The organism is Modestobacter sp. KNN46-3 (assembly GCF_011039295.1).
Genome location: NZ_JAAKGN010000020.1, coordinates 1 through 21198, shown reverse-complemented (window position 1 = coordinate 21198; position 21198 = coordinate 1). Strand labels below are relative to the sequence as shown.

Sequence of the window (21198 nt, the reverse complement as noted above, 5' to 3'; positions counted from 1 at the left end):
TCAGGGCTCGAGAGCCGGCTCCCGGCAGAGCAGCTGGTCGGCCAGGTCGACGACGACCGGTGCGTGGTCGCTGGCGCCCTTGCCCTTGCGCTCCTCGCGGTCGATCCGGGCGGCGGTGACCCGCTGGGCCAGCGCCGGCGAGCCGAGCACGAAGTCGATCCGCATGCCCTCGCGGCGGGGGAAGCGCAGCTGGGTGTAGTCCCAGTACGTGTAGACGCCGGGCCCGGGCGTGTACGGCCGGACGACGTCGGTGAACCCGGCCTCGACCACACCCCGGAAGGCGGCCCGCTCGGGCTCGGAGACGTGCGTGGAGGAGCTGAACACCGAGATGTCCCAGACGTCGTCGTCCTGCGGGGCGATGTTCCAGTCGCCGACCAGCGCGACCTGCGCCTCCGCGTCCTCGGTGAGCCACCCGCCGGCGTGCACCCGCAGCGCCTCCAGCCACTCGAGCTTGTACTGCAGGTGCGGGTCGGTGAGCGTGCGGCCGTTCGGCACGTACAGGCTCCACACCCGCACGCCGCCGCACGTGGCGCCGAGCGCCCGGGCCTCCTGGGCGGGCTCGACGCCCTCCTTCGACGACCACGAGGGCATCCCCGGGAAGCCGACCTGGACGTCGCTGAGCCCGACCCGGGACAGCAGGGCGACGCCGTTCCACTGCGAGTGGCCGACGTGCGCGACGTCGTAGCCCAGCGCCCGGAACCGGTCTGAAGGGAACTGCTCGTCCTTGCACTTGGTCTCCTGCAGCGCCAGGACGTCGACGTCACTGCGCTGCAGCCAGGCCTCCACCCGGTCGACTCGGCTGCGGATGGAGTTGACGTTCCAGGTGGCCAGGCGCACGGACGCCGAGCCTAGGCGAGCGCCGTCTCCCTCAGGCTTGGGGGAGCGGGGTGAGCTGGGTGTCCTGGCGGGCCTGCATGCGGGTGCGCATCCGGTCCCGGCTCTCCACGAACTTGGTGGCCTGGGCGTCCAGGCCGACCAGGAACTGGGCCAGCTCCTCGCGGGCCTGCTCGCCCTCCGGCCCCAGGTTGGTGCGCTCGAACACCTGCCACGCACGGAGCACGGGCTGGATGACCTCGTCGTGGTGCAGCCGCAGGTCGTAGATGCCGGCCTTGGCGATGAGCACGGAGTTCTTCCGGAAGCCGGCCATGGTGGCGCCGGGCATCTCGAAGCGCATGACCTCGTCGGCGACCGCCCGCATGGTCTTGTCGGGCTCGATCTCGAACGCCGCGGAGACGATGTTCCGGTAGAAGACCATGTGCAGGTTCTCGTCCTTGGCGATCCGGGCGAGCAGCTTGTCGGCGATCGGGTCACCGGTGGCCTTGCCGGTGTTGCGGTGGCTCACCCGGGTGGCCAGCTCCTGGAAGGAGACGTAGGCGACCGCCTCGAGCGGGGTCTTGTCCCCGGAGTCGTAGCCGGAGGTCATGTAGTCCATCCGGGCCCGCTCGAGCTCGACGGGATCGACGCCGCGGGTGACGACGAGGTAGTCGCGCAGTGCGATGCCGTGCCGGTTCTCCTCCGCCGTCCACCGGCCGACCCAGGTGCCCCAGGCGCCGTCCCGGCCGAAGCGGGTGGCGATCTCCCGGTGGTAGCTGGGGAGGTTGTCCTCGGTGAGCAGGTTGGTGAACATGGCCGCCTTGGCGGTCTCGTCCAGCCGGGACTGCTCCGGCGACCAGTCCTCGCCGCCGAGGAAGGCGAAGTCCCGACCCTCCGACCACGGGACGTAGTCGTGCGGGTGCCATTCCTGGGCCAGTCCGATGTGCCGGTTCAGGTTCTCCTCGACCACCGGCTCGAGCTCGGTGAGCAGTGCTGCCTCGCGGGACGTGTGGGACACGATCGACCTCCTCGGTCTGGTACCTGCGTTGGGGTGACCTGCGGGACGGTGACGGCGGCGCAGCCGATCGCGATCACACCTGACCCTTCCGTACCCGAGGACGCCCACACCAGACATCCGGGTGTGACCGGCCTCACGACCTGGCTCTCCCGGGGGGTGAGGCCGTCCCGCAGCCCCGTGATGGGTGGCCGAAACGGTGCGATCATGGCCAGATGACCGGATCCGGGACGCGTGGGGCTGCCGCGTGAGCGACGACTCAGCGACCCAGCAGGGCCGACGGCGCGGCCGGCACACCGTCCGCGGCTTCGGACCGGCCCTGCTGCTCACCGTGGTCGGTGCGCTGGTGCCCGGGTCCGCCTTCCTGGCCACCGGGCGGCGACGCCTCGGTGCGGTGGTCGTCGTCGTGTTCATGGTGCTGCTCGGCGCCGTGGCCTACCTGGCCACCACGGGCCTGCGCGACGTGATCCAGGTGGCCGTCGACTCCGCGGCCCTGCGGTGGGTGGTCGGCGGCATCATCGCCCTCGCGGTGGCGTGGCTGCTCGTCGTCCTGATCGGTTACGCCCTGCTGCTGCCGCGCCGCACCCGGGGCTGGCAGCACGTGGTCGGTGCGGTCGTCGTGCTGGCCCTCTGTGCGGCGGTGGTCGTCCCCGCCGTGTGGGCGGTCCGCATCGCCAACGCCCAGGCCGAGCTGCTCGACAGCGTGTTCGCCGACCGGGACAGCGCCACCGTCACCGACTCGCCCGACGGGGCCGACCCGTTCGGCGACCGGGAGGAGGTCAACTTCCTGCTGCTGGGCGGGGACGGCGGCGAGGGCCGCGACGGGGTCCGCACCGACACGGTGATCGTCGCGAACGTGCAGACCGACACCGGCGAGACCACGCTGTTCAGCCTGCCCCGCAACCTGCAGGAACTGCCGTTCCCCGAGGACAGCCCGCTGGCCGAGGTGTACCCCGACGGGTTCTACGCCGGGAGCGAGAGCGAGAGCCTGCTCAACGCCGTCTACCGCAACGGCCCGGCCTGGTACCCCGACGTCCTGGGCCCCACCGACGACCCGGGCGCCGACTTCCTGAAGCTCGGCGTGGGCGAGGCGCTCGGCCTGCAGATCGACTACTACGTGCTGGTCAACCTGGACGGCTTCAGCCGGCTGGTCGACGCGCTCGGTGGCATCGACGTGAACGTGAACTACTACGTGCCGATCGGTGGCGAGCCCACGCTCGGGATCCTGCCCGACGACTACATCGAGCCGGGCCCGGACCAGCACATGGACGGCCAGCGCGCACTCGACTACGCCCGTGGCCGGTTCGGCCTCACCGACTACCAGCGGATGGACCGCCAACGGTGCGTGATCAGCGAGATCGTCGAGGCCGCCGACCCGATGACCCTGCTCAGCCGGTTCCAGCAGCTGGCCGCGACCACGCAGGACATCGTGTCCACCGACGTGCCGCAGTCCCGGCTGGACGACCTCGTGGACCTGGCGTTCAAGGTGAAGGACGCCGAGATCCGCAGCGTCGTCTTCGACGACACGGTGATCGACCCGGCCTACCCGGACTACGACCGGATCCGGGCGCTGGTGCAGCAGGCGCTGGGCAACTCGTCGGACGCCCCGTCCGCGGACACCTCGCCGGGCCCGAGCACCCCGGCCGAGAGCACCCCGGCCGAGGAGGACGCGACCGAGGACGGGGCGGCGCCGTCCCCCACGCCGTCGGCCGGCGCGACCAGTGCCGCGCCGGCGGAGCCGGACCCGGCCGCCGAGGTCGGCGACGCCTGCGCCTACGACCCGGCGCAGGCGCGGGCCGCCCGCGCGGAGGGGGAGCCCCCGACCCGCAGCGGCTGACCCCGTCAGCCGGCGAGCACGACCAGCAGGGTGCGCGGGCCGTGCACGCCCTCGACCCGCTGCAGCTCGATGTCGCTGGTGGCCGAGGGGCCGCTGACCATCGTGAGCGGGCGCAGCGGGTCCAGCCGGGCCAGCCCCTCGGGCACGCTGCCCACCACCTGGTCGGCGGTCACCACGCAGACCAGGCAGTCCGGCAGCAGCGACAGCGCCCGCCGCCCGCAGGCCGGTGAGCCGTCGAGCACCAGGGTGCCGGTCTCGGCGATCGCCACGGCCACCGCGGTGACCGAGGCGGCCCGGTCGGCGAGCTGCACCGCGGGACGGTCGTCGTCGACGTCGCAGCCGGCCGGCCGGCAGTCCTCGGCCAGCCCGGGGGCGACGACGACGTCGCCGGCCGCCCACCCGGCGCCCAGCCCTTGGTCCAGGGCGGCCCGCACGGTGGCGCCCACCTCGGCGGGGGAGCAGCGCAGCACCGTGGCCCGGTAGTCCTCCACCCGGTCGACCAGCAGCTCCAGCAACTCGGGGTCGCCGGCCGGGCGGCCGTCGGTCTGCCGGTAGTCGCGGACCACCTCGTCGGGTGTCGTCCGGTCCGCGCCCAGTGCCTGGCGCACCCGGGACAGCACCTCGTCGCGGGCGCTCACCGTCGTCCGCCGGCGGTGTTGCACGTGGAACGTCGGCACGTGGGAGCCCGCCCGCTCATGACCCGTGCTCCCGGACCCAGGACTCCACGAACGTCTCCTTCGGCGGGGTGGGCAGGTCGCGGCTGCGGGTCCAGCCGGAGACCGGCGGGGGCAGCGCGTTGGGCAGCGTGGGCCTCCCGCGGGCGATCAGCCGGCCCAGCCGGGACGCCCGCTGGGCCAGGTGCCACAGCCGGGGGTGCGACATGACCTTCGCCAGACCGCGGAAGGCCACCGCCTCCGCCGTCGGCCGTTCCTGGGCCTCGACGTGCTCGGCGCGCAGGTGCACCAGGATCGACGGGATGTCGATCGCCACCGGGCAGACGTCGTAGCAGGCGCCGCAGAGCGAGGAGGCGTACGGCAGCGAGGCGTTGTCCTCCACTCCGGTCAGCATCGGGGAGAGCACCGCGCCGATCGGCCCGGGGTAGACGGAGCCGTAGGAGTGCCCGCCCGCCCGCTCGTAGACGGGGCAGACGTTCAGGCAGGCCGAGCAGCGGATGCAGTGCAGCGCCTCGCGGCCCACCTCGTCGGCGAGCACCGCGGTGCGGCCGTTGTCCAGCAGCACCAAGTGGAACTCCTGCGGCCCGTCGCCGGGGGTCACGCCGGCCCAGGTCGAGGTGTAGGGGTTCATCCGCTCGCCGGTGGAGGAGCGCGGCAGCAGCTGCAGGAAGACCTCGAGGTCGCGCCAGGTGGGCACCACCTTCTCGATGCCCATGACGGTGATCAGCGTCTCCGGCAGGGTCAGGCACATCCGCCCGTTGCCCTCGCTCTCCACCACGGTGAGCGTGCCGGTCTCGGCGACGGCGAAGTTCGCGCCGCTCACCGCCACCCGGGCGCGCAGGAACCGCTCGCGCAGGTGGGTGCGGGCGGCCATCGCCAGCTGGCGGGGGTCGTCGGTGAGGGCGGGGTCGACGCCGGGGATGGTGCGGGCGAAGATTTCCCGGATCTCGGCGCGGTTCTTGTGGATCGCCGGCACCAGGATGTGCGACGGCTTGTCCTCCCCCAACTGCACGATCAGCTCGGCCAGGTCGGTCTCGAAGACGTCGAGCCCGGCGGCCTCCAGCGCCTCGTTCAGGCCGATCTCCTGGGTGGCCATCGACTTGACCTTGACCACCTCGGTGGTGCCGGTGGCCTGCACCAGCCGGGTGACGATCTCGTTGGCCTCGTTCGCGTCCCGGGCCCAGTGGACGACGCCGCCGCGGGCGGTGACCTGGCGCTCCAGCTCCTCCAGGTGCTCGTCGAGCCGGGCCATCGTGGCGGCCTTCAGCGCCCGCCCGGCCTCCCGCAGCTGCGCCCAGTCGGGCAGCTCGTCGACCACCTTGGCCCGCTTGCCGCGGATCGTGCTGGTGGCGTGGCCGAGGTTGGCCCGCAGCTGCCCGTCGCGCAGCGCGCCCCGGGCGGCGTCCGGGAAGGACTGGTCGCCGCGCAGGTGGCCCACGCCGCGGGGGGCGGTCGGGAGGCCGAGGAACGTGGGCGCCTTCGGGGGGACGGTGGCAGTCATGCGGACACCGCCGGGCTCGTGTGCTGGTCGGGGGTCACGGCTTCCTCCGTCGAGGCGAGGATCTCGGCCAGGTGCACCGTGCGGGTGCCGGCCCGGAGCCGGGAGAGGCCGCCGCCGATGTGCATCAGGCAGGAGGCGTCCCCAGCGGTGCAGACCTCGGCGCGGGTGCCGAGGACGTTGGCCATCTTGTCGGTGAGCATCGCGGTCGAGGTGTCGGCGTTCTTCACCGCGAACGTGCCGCCGAAGCCGCAGCACTGCTCCGCACCGGGCAGCTCGACCAGCTCCAGCCCGCGCACCGCCCGCAGCAGCTGGTAGGGCCGGTCGCCCACCTTGAGCAGCCGCAGCGAGTGGCAGGTCGGGTGGTAGGTGACCCGGTGCGGGTAGTAGGCGCCGACGTCGGTCACCCCCAACACGTCGACCAGGAACTGGGACAGCTCGTAGGTGCGCCCGGCCAGCTCCTCCGCCTCGTCGGCCAGCCGGTGCTCCCCGGCCCGGCGGGCGACGGCGGCCTGCTGGTGGTGGATCGAGGCCACGCAGGACCCTGAGGGCGCCACGATCGCCTCGGCGCCGGCGAAGGCCCGCACGTGGTTGGCGACGATCGGGACCGCCTCCCGGCGGTACCCGGTGTTGACGTGCATCTGCCCGCAGCAGGACTGCCCCGGCGGGACCACGACCTCGTGTCCCAGCCGTTGCAGCAGCGTGGCGGTGGCCCGGGCCACCGAGGGGGTCAGGGTGTCCACCAGGCAGGTGGCGAAGAGCGCGACCTTCACGGGCGGCTCCTCCTCTCAGCTCGCGACGGTCGGGCGGAGTCGCCGGACCGCGCTGGACTCGCGGACGACGAGCATCGGCTCGAAGACGGGTTGGTCGTGCTGGTGGCCCTCGGCTGCAGCCTCGTCCAGCAGCAGCTCCGCCGCGCGGCGGCCGAGTTCGTGGCGGGGCTTGCGGACCGAGGTCAACGGGACGGCGGCGGCTGCGGCGTAGTCGATGTCGTCGTAGCCGACGATGGCGAAGTCGTCTGGCACCCGGACCTGGTGGCGCACCATCTCCTGGAGCACCCCCATCGCCAGCAGGTCGTTCGCGCAGACGGCGGCGGTGGGGCGGAGCCCGGCCGGCAGGCCGAGGATGCGGGACGCGGCCTCGCGGCCACCGGCGACGGTGAGCGTCCCGGGGGTGATCACGGCGAGCGCGTCGTCGGACCCGGTGCCCTCGCGGACGGCGGCGACGACCCCCTGGTAGCGCTCCTGCAGCTGGGGCAGCCCCTCGGGGCCGCCGATGAAGGCGATCCGGCGGTGCCCGCGCTCGAGCAGGTGGTCGGCGGCCAGCCGGCCCCCGAGGACGTCGTCGACGGCCACGGCGCACTGGTCGGGGCCGGCTGCGCGGCGGTCGAGCAGCACGACCGGGACGCCCCGTTGCCGCAGCGTCTCGATCTGCGGGGAGAGCTCCGCGGTGGGGGTGAGGACGACCCCCCGCACCCGCTGCTCGGTGAGCACCTCCAGGTGGGCGGCCTCCTTGGCCGGCCGGCCGTCGGAGTTGCAGAGGATCACCGACAGCCCTTGCGCGTTGGCCACCTCCTCGACCCCGCGGGCGACGTCGGTGAAGAACGGGTTGGCGATGTCCAGCACGACCAGCCCGATGGTGCGGCTGCGGCCGGCCCGGAGGTGACGGGCCGACTCGTTGCGCACGAAGCCCAGCGCGGTGATCGCGCCCAGCACCCGTTCCCGGGTGCCGGGGCTGACCGTGTCGGGCCGGTTGAGGACGTTGCTGACCGTGCCGACCGAGACGCCGGCGTGGACGGCGACGTCCCTGATGCTGGCGGTCAGCGCTGCCCCCTCGGTTCCCGGTCGGCCCGTTGACCGCTCGCACGCAGCATCCTACTGTGGCCCACAGCACCTTGTGAATCGTTTCAGCGAGGAGGGTCCGTGCCCCGCGTCTGCTTCACCCTCCAGGTCAGGCCCGACCGGCTCGAGGAGTACCGCGAGCGGCACGCCGCCGTGTGGCCGGAGATGCTCCGCGCGCTCCGGGACGCCGGCTGGCGCGACTACCAGCTCTTCCTGCGCGAGGACGGGCTGCTCGTCGGCACCGTCGTCACCGACGACCTCGACGCCGCCCAGGCCGCCGTGGACGCCGCGGAGGTCAGCGCCCGCTGGGAGGCCGAGATGGCCCCCTTCTTCGAGACCGGGGACGGCCGCGGCAAGTCCTCGCTCGACCTCGTCTTCGACCTCGACGCCCAGCTGCGGGCCGCCGGGGAGCACACCACCACGAACGGAGAGACCCCGTGACCACCGACTTGCGCGCCCAGACCCTCGCCGCCCTCGCCGAGCAGACGATCGAGCTGCCCTCCTGGGCGTTCGGCAACGCCGGCACCCGCTTCAAGGTCTTCAGCACCCCCGGCGTCCCGCGGGACCCGTTCGAGAAGATCAGCGACGCCGCCCAGGTGCACCGGCACACCGGCGCCGCGCCGCGGGTCTCGCTGCACATCCCGTGGGACCTGGTCGACGACTTCGGGAAGCTCGCCCAGCACGCCACCGACGAGGGCGTCTCCATCGGCGCGATCAACTCGAACCTGTTCCAGGCCGACGAGTACAAGCTCGGGTCGCTCACCCACGCCGACCCAGCCGTGCGGGCCAAGGCCGTGGCCCACCACGTGCAGTGCATCGACGTCATGCGGGCCACCGGCTCCACCGACCTGAAGATCTGGCTGCCCGACGGTACGAACTACCCGGGCCAGGACGACATCACCGACCGCCAGGAGCGGCTCGCGGAGTCGCTGCAGCAGATCTACGCCGAGCTGGACCCCGAGCACCGGCTGATCCTCGAGTACAAGTTCTACGAGCCGTACTTCTACACGATGGACATCCCCGACTGGGGCACCTCGCTGCTGCACTGCCTGGCCCTCGGCGACCAGGCCAAGGTCGTGCTGGACACCGGCCACCACGCGCCGAACACCAACATCGAGTTCATCGTCGCCCAGCTGCTGCGGGTCGGCCGGCTCGGTGCGTTCGACTTCAACTCCCGCTTCTACGGGGACGACGACCTGATCGTGGGCGCGGCCGACCCGTTCCAGCTGTTCCGGATCATGAACGAGATCGTCCGGGCCGACGCGCTGCGCCCGGACTCCGGCGTCAACTTCATGCTCGACCAGTGCCACAACATCGAGCCGAAGATCCCCGGCCAGATCCGCTCGGTGATGAACGTCCAGGAGGCCACCGCCAAGGCGCTGCTGGTCGACCGTGAGGCCCTGCGGGCCGCGCAGCGCAGCGGTGACGTGCTCGGCGCCAACGGCGCGCTGATGGACGCCTACAACACCGACGTCCGCCCGCTGCTCGCCGAGCTGCGCGAGTCCAAGGGCCTGCCCGCCGACCCCTACCGGGCCTACGCCGCCTCCGGCCACGCCGAGAAGACCGCCGCCGAGCGCGTCGGCGGCCAGCAGGCCTCCTGGGGCGCCTGAGCAAGGCCCCTGCTGCCCCCCACCACTCGCTCCGCTCGCGGCGGGCCCCTGCAGCAGGGCCGCGCGAGGACCCTCAGCGCCGAAAGGACCCACCTCATGACGAACCCCGTGGTCAGTGACCTGCTCGCCCGCTCCAACCGGCTGGGCGAGGACCCGCGCAACACCAACTACGCCGGCGGCAACACCTCCGCCGCCGGCACCGAGACCGACCCGGTGACCGGGCAGCCCGTCGAGCTGCTCTGGGTGAAGGGCTCCGGCGGCGACCTCGGCACCCTGACCGAGGGCGGCCTGGCCGTCCTCCGGCTGGACCGGCTGCGCTCGCTGGTCGACGTCTACCCGGGCGTCGACCGCGAGGACGAGATGGTCGCCGCGTTCGACTACTGCCTGCACGGCCGGGGCGGCGCCGCGCCGTCCATCGACACCGCGATGCACGGCCTGGTCCGGGCCGCGCACGTCGACCACCTGCACCCGGACTCCGGCATCGCGCTGGCCACCGCAGCCGACGGCGAGGCGCTGACGGCTGAGTGCTTCGGCGACCGCGTCGCGTGGGTGCCGTGGCGCCGTCCCGGCTTCCAGCTCGGCCTGGACATCGCCGACATCGCGGAGAAGAACCCGCAGGCCATCGGGGCCGTCCTGGGCGGGCACGGCATCACCGCCTGGGCCGACACCAGTGAGCAGTGCGAGGCCAACTCGCTGGAGATCATCCGGACGGCGGAGCGGTTCCTCGCCGAGCGCGGCCGGCCGCAGCCCTTCGGTGCGCCGCTGCCCGGGTACGAGGCGCTGCCGGAGGCCGAGCGCCGGGCCAAGGCTGCTGCCCTCTTCCCGGTGATCCGCGGCCTGGCGAGCACCGACAAGCCGCAGGTCGGGCACCTCACCGACTCCGACGTCGTGCTGGACTTCCTGGCGTCGGCCGAGCACCCGCGGCTGGCCGCGCTGGGCACCTCCTGCCCCGACCACTTCCTGCGCACCAAGGTGCGCCCGCTGGTGGTCGACCTGCCGGCGTCCGCCCCGGTCGAGGACGTCGGGACCCGGCTCAAGGAGCTGCACGAGGCCTACCGCGCCGACTACGCGGCCTACTACGAGCGGCACGCGAGCCCGGACTCCCCGCCGATGCGCGGCGCGGACCCGGCGATCGTGCTGGTGCCCGGCGTCGGCATGTTCAGCTTCGGGGCGAACAAGCAGACCGCCCGGGTCGCCGGTGAGTTCTACGTCAACGCGATCAACGTGATGCGCGGCGCCGAGTCGGTCTCCACCTATGCGCCGATCGACGAGAGCGAGAAGTTCCGGATCGAGTACTGGGCGCTGGAGGAGGCCAAGCTCGCCCGGATGCCGAAGCCCAAGCCGCTGGCCACCCGGGTCGCGCTGGTGACCGGCGCGGCGAGCGGGATCGGCAAGGCGATCGCCCAGCGGCTGGCCGCCGAGGGCGCGTGCGTCGTCGTCGCCGACCTCGACCTGACCAAGGCCGCCGACGCCGCTGCAGAGATCGGCTCGGCCGACGTCGCGGTGGGCGTGGCGGCCGACGTCAGCGACGCCGAGGCGGTGGCCGCGGCGTTCCGGGCGGCCGTGCTCGCCTTCGGCGGGGTCGACCTGGTGGTCAACAACGCCGGGCTGTCGATCTCCAAGCCGCTGCTGGAGACCACCGAGCAGGACTGGGACCTGCAGCACGACGTGATGGCCAAGGGCTCGTTCCTGGTCTCCCGCGAGGCGGCCCGGATCATGATCGAGCAGGGCATGGGCGGCGACGTCGTCTACATCTCCAGCAAGAACGCGGTCTTCGCCGGGCCGAGCAACATCGCCTACTCCTCGACCAAGGCCGACCAGGCCCACCAGGTGCGGCTGCTGGCCGCCGAGCTCGGCGAGCACCAGATCCGGGTCAACGGGATCAACCCCGACGGCGTCGTCCGCGGGTCGGGGATCTTCGCCGGCGGCTGGGGCGCCAAGCGGGCCGCGGTCTACGGCGTCCCGGAGGAGGAGCTGGGCAAGTACTACGCCCAGCGCACCCTGCTCAAGCGCGAGGTGCTGCCCGACCACGTCGCCGACGCCGTCTTCGCGCTGACCGGTGGCGAGCTCACCCGGACGACAGGGCTGCACGTCCCGGTCGACTCCGGCGTCGCCGCCGCCTTCCTCCGCTGACGAAGTCGACAGAAATGGCCATTTCTGCCGCTGCGGGGGGTGGGGGGCGGGAGCTGACGCTGGCCGCTGTCGACCTCGGGGCCTCGAGTGGCCGGGTGATGACGGCGCGGGTCGGCCCCGGGCGGTTGGAGCTGCACGAGGTCAACCGGTTCGCCAACCGACCGGTCCGGGTCGCCGGCACGCTGCACTGGGACGTGCTGGCGCTCTACGCCGGGGTGCTCGACGGCCTGCGGGCCGCCGGCCGGGACGTCGGGCCGCTGGACGGCGTCGGCATCGACAGCTGGGCGGTCGACGTCGGGCTGCTCGACGCCGACGGCGCGCTGCTGGGCAACCCGGTGCACTACCGGGACGCCCGGCACGCCACCGCCGTCCCCGGGGTGCACGAACTGGTGTCACCGGCCGAGCTCTACCGGGTCAACGGCCTGCAGCACCTGCCGTTCAACACGGTCTTCCAGCTCGCGGCGATGCGGCAGCTGGCCGGGTTCGGGCTGGCAGGGCACGCGCTGCTGATCCCCGACCTGCTGGCGTACTGGCTCACCGGGGCCGTCGGGGCCGAGCTCACCAACGCGTCCACCACCGGGCTGCTGGACGCCACCACCCGGCAGTGGTCGACCGACCTCGTCGACCGGCTCCGCCTCCCGCACGAGCTGTTCCCGCCGTTGCGGCAACCCGGGGACCGGCTCGGCGAGCTCACCGCTGACGTGCTCGCCGAGACGGGGCTGACCGGGCCGGTGCCGGTGACGGCGGTGGGCTCGCACGACACCGCCTCCGCGGTGGTCGGGGTGCCGGCGGAGTCCGCGCGCTTCGCCTACGTCTCCTGCGGCACCTGGTCGCTGGTCGGTGTGGAGCTGCCCGACCCGGTGCTCACCGAGGCCAGCCGGGAAGCGGGGTTCACCAACGAGCTCGGGGTGGACGGAACGGTCCGTTACCTGCGCAACGTGATGGGGCTGTGGCTGCTGCAGGAGTCGTTGCGCACCTGGCAGTCGGCCGGCCTGCCGGCCGACCTCACCGAACTGCTGCACGCCGCGGCCCGGGAGCCGGCCTTCGGCGCGGTCGTCGACTGCGACGACGACCGCTTCCTGCCGCCCGGTGACATGCCGGCCCGGATCGCGGAGGTCTGCCGGGAGACCGGGCAGACGCCGCCGCAGAGCCAGGCCGCCACCGTCCGCTGCATCCTGGACAGCCTGGCGCTGGCCTACCGGCGCACGGTGCGCCAGGCGGCCGAGCTCTCCGGGCGGTCGGTGGACGTCGTCCACCTGGTCGGCGGCGGCGCTCGCAACACGCTGCTCTGCCAGCTCACCGCCGACGCCTGCGGGCTGCCGGTGCTGGCAGGCCCGGTCGAGGCGGCGGCGCTGGGCAACGTGCTGGTCCAGGCCCGCGCCGGGGGCGCCCTCAGCGGGGGGCTCGCCGAGCTCCGGACGCTGCTGCGGGCCACCCAGCAGGTCGTCCGGCACGACCCCACCCCGTGCCAGGAGGCCGCGTGGCAGGCCGCGGAGGACCGGGTCCGGCGCACCCGCTGAGCGCGGCCAGGAGTCCCGTCAGCAGCCCCGCCAGGGAGCCCGGCCCGGCGATCGGGCTCCCTGGCGGTCAGCGCCTCAGCCCGGTGCGCCCCGCCGCGCCGCCGCCTTGGCCAGCCCGGCCTTGGTGAACGCCAGGGCGTCGCGGGCCAGGGCGTGGTTGTCCGTCCACAGGTTGCGCCAGATCGCCAGGTCGTTGGAGAGCGTGCGGTGCACGACCTCCGAGGAGAACGACTCGAACGTCACGATGCCGTCGTAGCCGACCTCGTCCAGGGCGCCGAAGAACTCCGCCCAGGGGATCGAGCCGGTGCCCAGGGCCCCGCGGTGGGACTCCCCGACGTGCACGTAGCCCAGTCGCCCCGCCGCTGCGGCCGCCCGCACCGCCTCGGTGAACGAGTGCTCCTCGATGTTCATGTGGTACGTGTCGAGGTGGGCCATGACGTTGGGCCGGTCCACCGCGGCGATGAAGTCCAGCGTCTGCTGCGTGGTGTTGAGGACGTTCGTCTCGTACCGGTTGCAGAACTCCAGCGCGAGGGTGATCCCCGATGCGGCGGCCTTGTCCGCCAGCCAGGCGATCGCCTCCTGGGAGTTCGCCCGGCCGCGCTCGGTCGCCGGCGCGTCGTACTTGCCCAGTTTCGAGTAGAGCACCCCGCAGAGCGTCGTCCCGCCGCTGTCCCGCAGCACTCCGAGGGCGGTGGCCAGCCGCTCCCGGCCACGGGCCACCGTGTCGGGGTCCTCGCTGGACACGTCGGTGTCCGCGCCCAGCCCGAGGGAGGCGCTGACCTGCAGGCCGTGCTCCTGCAGCAGCCGCGCCGTCAGGTCGGCGTCGTACCCGGTCGGGTCGATCGGGGCGATCTCGATCAGGTCGTACCCGGCCTCGGCGCTGGCGGCGACGGCCCGGCGGGCCTCCTCCGGGGACCAGCCCCCGGTCCAGACCAGGGCGTGGACACCGTGGGTGACAGGCATGGGACTCCTTCCTCGTGCCCCGGGACCGGGGCGTGCGACAGGTGGTGCGTCAGGTCGTCCTCGCTCCTGACGGTCAGCGCAGGAACGCGGCGGCCACCCCGGAGTCGACCGGGATGAGCAGGCCGGTGGTCACCGCGAGGGTGCCGTTGGTGAGCGCGAGGACGGCGCCGGCCACGTGCTCGGGGAGGACCTCCTCCTTGAGCACGGTGCGCTGGGCGTAGAACTTGCCCAGGTCCTCCTCCTCGACGCCGTAGGTCTTCGCCCGGGAGGCGCCCCAGCCGCCGGCGAAGATGCCCGAGCCGCGGACCACGCCGTCGGGGTTGATCCCGTTGACCCGGATCCCGTCCTCCCCCAGCTCGGTGGCCAGCAGCCGCACCATGTGGGCCTGCGCGGCCTTGGCCGAGGAGTACGCCAGGTTGTTCGGCCCGGCGAACACCGCGTTCTTCGAGCAGATGTTGATCACGTCGCCGCCCAGCCCCTGGCCGCGGAGCACCCGGGCCGCGGCCTGGGTGACCACGAAGCTCCCCCGGGTCATCACCGCGAACTGGGCGTCCCAGTCGCCGAGGGTGGTGTCCTCGAGGGAGCCCGGCTTCACGAACCCGGCGTTGTTCACCACGATGTCGAGGCCGCCCAGCCGCAGCACCGCCTCCTGCACCGCGGCGGCGACCGCAGCGGGGTCGGAGACGTCCATCCGCACCGCGACGGCCCGGTCCGGGCCGCCGAGCTCGGTGGCGACCTCCTCGCTCTTGGCCAGGTCCAGGTCGGCGATGACGACGTCGGCACCGTGCTCGTGCAGCAGCCGGGCGGTGGCCAGGCCGATCCCGGAGGCGCCGCCGGTCACCAGCGCGACCCGGCCGGACAGTGCCTTCGGCTTCGGCCGGCGCTTGAGCTTGTCCTCCTCCAGCTGCCAGTACTCGACGGCGAACTTCTCCGCCTCGCTGATCGGGGCGTAGGAGGAGACGCCCGCCGCGCCGCGCATCACGTTGATCGCGTTGACGTAGTACTCCCCCGCGACCCGGGCGGTCTGGTGGTCGGCGCCGAAGGAGAACATGCCGACGCCGGGCACCAGCACGATCGCCGGGGCCGAGCCCCGCATCGCCGGGGACCCGGGGGTCGCGTGCCGGGAGTAGTAGGCGCTGTACTCCGCCTGGTACTCCGCCAGCAGCTCGGCCAGCCGGGCGTCGACGTCGGCCAGCGGCGCGTCGACCGGGACGTCGAGCACCATCGGCCGGATCTTGGTGCGCAGGAAGTGGTCGGGGCAGGAGGTGCCCAGCGCCACCAGCTCGGCGAGCTTCTCGCGGGACAGGAAGTCCAGGACGACGTCGGAGTCGGTGAAGTGCCCGACCTGCCGGCTGCTGGCCGAGGCGACCCGGCGAAGGGACGGGAACAGCTCGGCGGCTCGGGCCTGCCGCTGCGCCTCGGGCAGCGCGACCCGGTCGGCCACCACCGCGCCGAACGGCTCGGGTACTGACCGGCGGGCCAGGAACTCGGCCGCCTCGTCGATGATCCGCAGCGCCCGCTCCTGCGCCTCCGCCGAGGTGGCACCCCAGCTGGTCAGCCCGTGCCCGCCGAGCACGGCGCCGATCACGGTCGGGTCCTGGGCGAGCTGCGACACCTGCCGGCCGAGCTCCCACCCGGGCCGCTTCCACGGCACCCAGGCCACGGCGCCGCCCCACAGCTCCTGGACCAGGGCGGGCCCGTCCGCGGCGCAGGCCAGGGCAGTCACCGAGTCCGGGTGCAGGTGGTCGACGTGCGGGCAGTCGACCAGGCCGTGCATGGGGGTGTCGATCGACGGGGTCGCCCCGCCGGTGCCGAACGCGGCGTGCGGGAAGAGGCCGACCATCTCGTCCTCGTGCTCGACGCCGCGGTAGACGTCGTCCAGGGCCAGGAAGGGCTCCCGCTGCAGGACGGCGAGCCCTTCCGCGCGCAGGGTGCCCAGGTCGCCGCCGGAGCCCTTCACGTAGACCAGCTCGACGTCCTTCCCGGTGGCCGGGCTGGGGACCGTGACCTTGACCGACGTGTTGCCGCCGCCGTAGTTGGTCACGGTCGGGTCGCTGCCGTAGCGGTGCGACCGCTCGAGCAGCTCGCGGACGCCCTGGGGCAGGTCGGTGTCGCTCATGGGACGGGGTCTCCGTTCTGGCAGCCGGGCTGCCGCTGGTGCTGATCAGGGGTGGTCATGCCGCGCCGGCGGCGGGCAGGAGGGCGCGGCGGCGGAGCTCGGCCAGGAACCGCTGGTAGCCCTCCTCCAGCTGCGGCACCTCGGCCGGGTCGGGGTCGACGACCAGGTCGGGGTGGACGGCGCGGGCGACGACCTCGGCCAGCAGGTCACCGAGGTCCTCGGTTCGCGTGGTCGCCGTCCAGCCGGTCGCGGCCAGCAGCGCGGCGCCGACGCCGCTGCTGGGGTCGCGGGGCCGGGCCACCGGGCGGTCCAGGGTGCTGGCGCGGACCTGCAGCCAGGGGAGGGAGCGGCTGCCGCCGCCGGCCACCCGGTGGTCGGTCGAGGCGATCCCCAGCTCGGCGAGCCGGTCCAGGCCCAGCCGCTCGACGAACGCCACCCCGTCCAGCTCCGCGCGGTGGCGCTGTACCGGTGACGGAGGCGGACCCGGTGGCCGCCGGGGGTCGACCAGGAAGCCGACGGCGTCGGGGTCGGCGAAGGGGAAGCGCTCGCCGGTGCGCGGGGGCGGGGGCAGTGGGTAGGCGATCAGCGGCGACGGACCGTCGGCCAGGGCCGCGGCGTCGAGCCCGGGCAGGTCACCGGTGGCGGTCAGGACGCCGGCGCCGGAGTTGGAGGCGCCGCCGGGCCACCAGCGGCCGCCGGGGGCCAGGTGCGAGTAGACCGGGCCGGCGTCGATCCGGTGGTCGCTGACGCCCTTGAGCACCAGGGTGGTGCCGAGCACGCCCATCGTCTGGCCCGGCCGCACGGCACCGGCGGCGACCTGCGCGGTGCAGCCGTCGGTCATGCCAGCGACCACGGCCACCCCGGCGGGCAGCCCGAGCCCGGCGGCGACGTCGGGCAGCACGGTGCCGACCACCGTGCCCGGGTGCACCAGGGGAGGCAGGGTGCCGGCCGGGACGCCGCCGTCCGCGAGCAGCTCCGGCCAGCGGGCGGCGGCGGGGTCGATCCCGGCCTTGAGGGCGTGGGAGGTGTCGCTGACCAGCTGCCCGGTCAGCGCGGCGACCACGACGTCGGCGCTGTGCAGGTAGTGCCGGCCCGGGGCGGGCGCTGTGTCCGGCTGGCCGGCGAGCCACAGCAGCCGGCCGACCGTGCCGGCCGAGCCGAGGCGGGCGCCGGTGCGCTCGGCCAGCGCCGCGGTGAGCGCCAGGCCGCGGTCGTCGGAGTAGAGCAGCGCCGGCCCGACCGGCCGTCCGGCGGCGTCCGCGGCCACCACCGTGCCGGAGGTGCCGGTGACCGACAGTGCGCACACGGCGGCGGCCCTCGGGCCCAGCGCGGACACCACGTCGGCCGTCGACCGCAGCGCGGCGGCGGCGTGCTCGGGACGCTGTTCCACCCAGCCGGGCCGGGGGGTGACCGGCGCGGGCAGCGCGGTGTCGGCGGTGGCCAGCACCTGGCCGGTGCCGGCGTCCACGGCGACCACCCGCACCGCGGCGGTGGCCAGGTCGATGCCGAGGACGACCGGGTCGGTGCCCACGATCAGACCGCCGTGCCCGCCAGCAGCCGGGCGGCCAGGCCGTCCAGACCGCGGACGGCGAGGTCCGGTTCGGCCAGTTGCGCCGGGGTGGGCTCGTCGGGGGCCTCGCCGCGCAGCACCCACACGGTGCCCAGGCCCAGCGCCGCGGCGGGCCGGACGTCGGTGTCCAGCCGGTTGCCGATGTGCACGGCCTGCTTCGGGCGCGCCCCGGCCTGCGCCAGGCACCAGGTGAACAGCTCGGGACTGGGCTTCTCGTGCCCGACGATGGCCGAGACGCCCCAGACGTCGACGGAGTCGGCCACCCCGTCCCGGGTGAGCGCGTCGACGACGGCCCGCTCCTGGTTGGCCAGCACGCCGACGGTCACCCGGCCGCGCAGCTGGGCGAGGAAGGGCAGCACGTCGGGGTAGAGCGTGCCCGCGGGGTGGTGCCAGTGCGCCCGGGTGCGCTCGTGCAGGGCGTCGCGCAGCTGCGGGTCGCCCAGCAGCTCGGCGGCCAGCGCCCGGCGCAGGGAGCCGCCCTGCTGGGCCCGGATCCGGTCGTAGACGGCGCGGAAGTCGCTGCGCTCCACCGGTCCACGGCCCTGGTCGGCGCGCAGCTCGTCGAGCGCCTGCAGCACGGCGGCGACGAAGTTCTCGTCGTCGTAGACCGGTCCACCGACGTCGAGGAAGACCGCGCGCAGGTCCTGCGGCAGTGTCATCGGGAGCCGCCGGCCAGGATCCGGCGCCGCTCCTCGATGTCGTCGCGGGCGAAGAACGTCTCCACCGACGTGGCCGGCAGCGGCACCACCCCGCCCATGGCGTAGGCCGCCGAACGGACCTGGGCGCCCTTGACGGCCATCTGGGAGACGCCCTCCACGCCGGCGGTGCTGGGGGCGTTCACCACGATCCCGTGGTTGCCCAGCAGCACCAGCTGCGGCAGCTCGCCGTGGGTCTCCCAGTGCCGGGTGAGGCCCTCCAGGTAGACCCGGCCGAGCTCGACCCCGGGCTGGGCGTAGGGCACGAACAGCGGCCGGCCGATCACGACGGCCTCGTCGGAGTAGACGTAGGTGTCGTAGGCGGTGGCCGCGTGAACGCTGGCCAGCAGGGCCACCACCGCAGTCGGGTGGGTGTGGCCGACGAACGGCGTGGGGGTGAATGCCTGGGCGGCGACGTGCACCAGCGTCTCGATGGAGGCCCGCCGGCGCCGGCCCTCGTGCTCGCCGGCGTCCAGCGCCGCGGTGAGGTCGGCCTGGGTGCTCCGCGGGTCCCGGATCAGCTCGACCAGCGGGTCGACGTCGACGACGACGAAGTCCTGCGCATCGACGTCCCGCATGCCCGACCCCGAGGCCTTGACGACCACCCGGCCGTCGTCCAGCAGCTGCGAGGTGTTGCCCTCGGCGAGGATGGCCAGGTCCCGGCCCGGCTCCCCCAGGGCCCGGGTGAGCTGGACGAGTTCGGTGCTGACCAGGGACGGGTCCCAGGTGGCGGTCATGAGGTTCCTCCGTAGCGTCGGTTCGAGAAGCCGTTCAGCAGGGCGGCGAAGATCAGCACGACGCCGAGGGCGAAGAGCTGGAACTGGCTGCCGGCGTTGCCCGGGACGGCCAGCAGGATCCCGGCGTTGAGCCAGACGATCAGCAGCGCGGCCAGCACCACCCCGGCGACCCGGCCGATGCCGCCGGTGATGGCCACCCCGCCGAGGACGGCGATGGTGATGGCCGGCAGCGCCATGCCGTTGCCGGACACCCCGGAGTCGGGGCGGGCGGAGGCGAACTGGGCGACGGTGACCACCGCGACCAGACCCGAGATGGCGCCGGCGGCCACGTAGGCGGTGAAGCGGGTACGGGCGACGTTGATGCCGGTCCACTCGGCGGCGACGTCGTTGGTGCCGATCGCGTACAACCGCCGGCCGTAGGTGGTGCGGGCCAGGACCAGCCACACCACGAGGGCGGTCGGGATGAGGAACGTGAAGACGCCCAGCGGGATGCGGGGGAACGCCTCGGGCAGGAAGGGCAGGGAGACCGCCGAGGCGGTCGAGTACAGGTCCTGGACCGGCTGGCTGTTGATCGGCCGCTGGTCGTTGACCACCAGGGCCAGCGAGCTGAAGCCGTAGTACGTGGCCAGCGTGGTGATCAGCGCCGGGAAGCCCAGGTAGGCGATCAGCGCGCCGTTGACCGCCCCGCACAGGCCGCCGAAGACCACCGCGAGCACGATCGCGGTCGACAGCGACCAGCCCCACTCGCCGTAGGCGAAGCCGAAGACCATGCCGGTCAGCGAGACGATCGCCCCGACCGAGAGGTCGATCCCGCCGCGGCCGGAGGTGATCACCAGCAGCTCGGCCAGCCCGAGCATCACCAGCGGGACGGCGTTGATCAGCGTGGCCGCCAGGTAGGAGGTGCTGTACGGCGCGCTCAGGTAGTTGTTCGCGCTGAGCTGCGACATGGTGATCAGCACCGTGGCCAGCAGCAGGACCAGCAGGGCGATCCGCTGGGTGAGCAGGATCCGCAGCACCTTGGCCGGGAGGCTCTCGGTGCCGCCGGCGGTCGGTTCGACGGTGCTGCCGGAGTCCGCGCTGGGCTCCGTTCCGGGGGTGGTCTGGGTGCTCACGAGGCCCTCCGGGTCCGCTGGCGGATGAGGTCGGCGCCGACGGCGATGAGGATGAAGAGGCCGACGAACAGGTCGGACAGCTGCGAGCGCCAGCCCAGCTGGGTGACCCCGGTCGCGACGGTCTGCACGAGCAGCGCGCCGAGCACGGTGCCGAGCACCGAGCCGCGGCCGCCGATGATCGACGTCCCGCCGATCACCACGGCGGCGATGACGGCGAGCTCCAGGCCGGACCCGACGTTCGCCGCCAGGCTGGAGGTGCCCTGGGCGAGCACGAAGCAGGAGGCGAGCCCGGCGAGCAGCCCGGTGACGACGTAGGCCATCAGCACCCGGGTGCGCACGGAGATCCCGGCCAGCCGCGCGGCCTGCTGGTCGTTCCCGATCGCGTAGAAGTGCCGCCCCCCGGCGGTGTGCCGCAGGTACCACCAGACAAGCGCGGCGAGCACCAGCATGATCACGAAGCTGTGCGGGATGCCCAGGGTGCGCCCGGCCTCGCCGCGCCCGAAGAAGTTGAGCGTGCGGGGGATGCCCTCGACGGTGGAGGAGTCGAAGACCTGCAGCCCGATGAACCGGAAGAGGTTCAGCGTGCCGAAGGTGATGATGATGGCGTGCACCCGCCCGTAGGCGATCAGCACGCCGTTGACCAGGCCGAGGACGCCGCCGATGGCGACGGCCAGCAGCACCGCCAGCGGCAGCGGGAGCCCGCTCCCGACCATCGTCTGGGCGACGATGACCGAGCAGACCATCACGATGCTGCCCACCGACACGTCGATGCCGCCCGTGATGATCACGATCGTCATGCCGATGCCGATGAGCGCGATCGGCGTCATCCCGACCAGCAGCGGGACGATCGAGCCGGACGTGAAGAACGCCGGGGTCGCCAGGCTCAGGGCCAGCCAGAGCAGGGCGATGACGACGATGAGCACCATCTCCTGCCCGGTCCTCGTGGACGGGGAGGAGGTGCGGCCGCGCTCACCGCGAGAGGCCAAGGACCTCGGCATCGCCCTGCTCCCGGCCAACCGCAAGCAGCAGGGGCTGTTCAGCTTCCAGCCGATCTCGTTCAA

At 73.5% G+C, this 21198-nt stretch carries 18 protein-coding genes; 5 read left to right on the top strand and 13 right to left on the bottom strand.

The annotated features are described in order from the left end of the window. Positions 1 to 837 (bottom strand): exodeoxyribonuclease III, encoded by an 837-nt coding sequence (locus tag G5C62_RS07085; protein ID WP_164700461.1) that lies wholly within the window; start codon positions 835 to 837, stop codon positions 1 to 3. Between the two features lie 31 nt (positions 838 to 868). Then, a complete protein-coding gene (locus tag G5C62_RS07080; RefSeq protein WP_036336051.1) occupies positions 869 to 1831 on the bottom strand; it encodes an acyl-ACP desaturase in 963 nt (320 codons plus the stop codon). A gap of 244 nt (positions 1832 to 2075) precedes the next feature. Here G5C62_RS07080 and G5C62_RS07075 point away from each other — a divergent pair, with 244 nt between their 5' ends. Then, the gene (locus G5C62_RS07075) at positions 2076 to 3665 is read left to right on the top strand and encodes an LCP family protein (RefSeq protein WP_164700460.1); all 1590 of its coding nucleotides are present in this window, start codon (positions 2076 to 2078) and stop codon (positions 3663 to 3665) included. A 5-nt stretch (positions 3666 to 3670) separates the two neighbouring features. Here G5C62_RS07075 and G5C62_RS07070 read toward each other — a convergent pair whose 3' ends face one another. The 4 genes from G5C62_RS07070 to G5C62_RS07055 are packed head-to-tail and all read right to left on the bottom strand — an operon-like array spanning position 3671 to position 7648. Next, positions 3671 to 4303: an LUD domain-containing protein gene (locus tag G5C62_RS07070; RefSeq protein ID WP_164700459.1), complete on the bottom strand. Its 633-nt coding sequence runs from the start codon at positions 4301 to 4303 to the stop codon at positions 3671 to 3673. Between the two features lie 55 nt (positions 4304 to 4358). Beyond that, positions 4359 to 5840 carry a LutB/LldF family L-lactate oxidation iron-sulfur protein gene (locus G5C62_RS07065; RefSeq protein WP_164700458.1) on the bottom strand — a complete coding sequence of 494 codons (1482 nt, stop codon included), beginning with the start codon at positions 5838 to 5840 and terminating at the stop codon, positions 4359 to 4361. Beyond that, positions 5837 to 6610, bottom strand: coding sequence for a (Fe-S)-binding protein (locus G5C62_RS07060; protein WP_164700457.1), 774 nt, complete (start codon positions 6608 to 6610; stop codon positions 5837 to 5839). The genes G5C62_RS07065 and G5C62_RS07060 overlap by 4 nt, the downstream gene beginning before the upstream one ends. A 15-nt stretch (positions 6611 to 6625) precedes the next feature. Then, positions 6626 to 7648, bottom strand: coding sequence for a LacI family DNA-binding transcriptional regulator (locus G5C62_RS07055; RefSeq protein WP_164700477.1), 1023 nt, complete (start codon positions 7646 to 7648; stop codon positions 6626 to 6628). Between the two features lie 111 nt (positions 7649 to 7759). Here G5C62_RS07055 and G5C62_RS07050 point away from each other — a divergent pair, with 111 nt between their 5' ends. The 4 genes from G5C62_RS07050 to G5C62_RS07035 all read left to right on the top strand — a co-directional run bounded on the left by G5C62_RS07050 (position 7760) and on the right by G5C62_RS07035 (position 12941). Next, positions 7760 to 8119 (top strand): L-rhamnose mutarotase, encoded by a 360-nt coding sequence (locus G5C62_RS07050; RefSeq protein ID WP_036336061.1) that lies wholly within the window; start codon positions 7760 to 7762, stop codon positions 8117 to 8119. Continuing rightward, on the top strand, positions 8116 to 9288 hold the full coding sequence (gene rhaI, locus G5C62_RS07045; protein WP_164700456.1) for an L-rhamnose isomerase: 1173 nt from the start codon (positions 8116 to 8118) through the stop codon (positions 9286 to 9288). The genes G5C62_RS07050 and rhaI overlap by 4 nt, the downstream gene beginning before the upstream one ends. A 96-nt stretch (positions 9289 to 9384) precedes the next feature. Then, positions 9385 to 11421, top strand: a complete 2037-nt coding sequence (locus G5C62_RS07040; protein WP_164700455.1) for a bifunctional aldolase/short-chain dehydrogenase — start codon at positions 9385 to 9387, stop codon at positions 11419 to 11421. Between the two features lie 14 nt (positions 11422 to 11435). Further along, the gene (locus G5C62_RS07035; protein WP_164700454.1) at positions 11436 to 12941 is read left to right on the top strand and encodes a rhamnulokinase family protein; all 1506 of its coding nucleotides are present in this window, start codon (positions 11436 to 11438) and stop codon (positions 12939 to 12941) included. A 75-nt stretch (positions 12942 to 13016) separates the two neighbouring features. Here G5C62_RS07035 and G5C62_RS07030 read toward each other — a convergent pair whose 3' ends face one another. The 7 genes from G5C62_RS07030 to G5C62_RS07000 all read right to left on the bottom strand — a co-directional run bounded on the left by G5C62_RS07030 (position 13017) and on the right by G5C62_RS07000 (position 21063). Continuing rightward, positions 13017 to 13904: a sugar phosphate isomerase/epimerase gene (locus G5C62_RS07030; protein WP_164700453.1), complete on the bottom strand. Its 888-nt coding sequence runs from the start codon at positions 13902 to 13904 to the stop codon at positions 13017 to 13019. Between the two features lie 73 nt (positions 13905 to 13977). Continuing rightward, complete coding sequence (gene rhaD / locus G5C62_RS07025; RefSeq protein ID WP_164700452.1) at positions 13978 to 16023, bottom strand: bifunctional rhamnulose-1-phosphate aldolase/short-chain dehydrogenase; 2046 nt, start codon at positions 16021 to 16023, stop codon at positions 13978 to 13980. Between the two features lie 55 nt (positions 16024 to 16078). Next, positions 16079 to 17554 carry an FGGY-family carbohydrate kinase gene (locus G5C62_RS07020; protein ID WP_206330509.1) on the bottom strand — a complete coding sequence of 492 codons (1476 nt, stop codon included), beginning with the start codon at positions 17552 to 17554 and terminating at the stop codon, positions 16079 to 16081. 2 nt (positions 17555 to 17556) lie between these two features. Then, entirely contained in the window at positions 17557 to 18252 is a 696-nt protein-coding gene (locus G5C62_RS07015; RefSeq protein WP_164700451.1) for an HAD family hydrolase, read from the bottom strand. Continuing rightward, positions 18249 to 19025 (bottom strand): class II aldolase/adducin family protein, encoded by a 777-nt coding sequence (locus G5C62_RS07010; RefSeq protein WP_164700450.1) that lies wholly within the window; start codon positions 19023 to 19025, stop codon positions 18249 to 18251. Before G5C62_RS07010 ends, G5C62_RS07015 begins: the two co-directional genes overlap by 4 nt. Then, positions 19022 to 20137 carry an ABC transporter permease gene (locus G5C62_RS07005; RefSeq protein WP_241175755.1) on the bottom strand — a complete coding sequence of 372 codons (1116 nt, stop codon included), beginning with the start codon at positions 20135 to 20137 and terminating at the stop codon, positions 19022 to 19024. Before G5C62_RS07005 ends, G5C62_RS07010 begins: the two co-directional genes overlap by 4 nt. After that, positions 20134 to 21063, bottom strand: coding sequence for an ABC transporter permease (locus G5C62_RS07000; protein WP_241175754.1), 930 nt, complete (start codon positions 21061 to 21063; stop codon positions 20134 to 20136). The genes G5C62_RS07005 and G5C62_RS07000 overlap by 4 nt, the downstream gene beginning before the upstream one ends. Between the last annotated feature and the right edge of the window lie 135 nt (positions 21064 to 21198).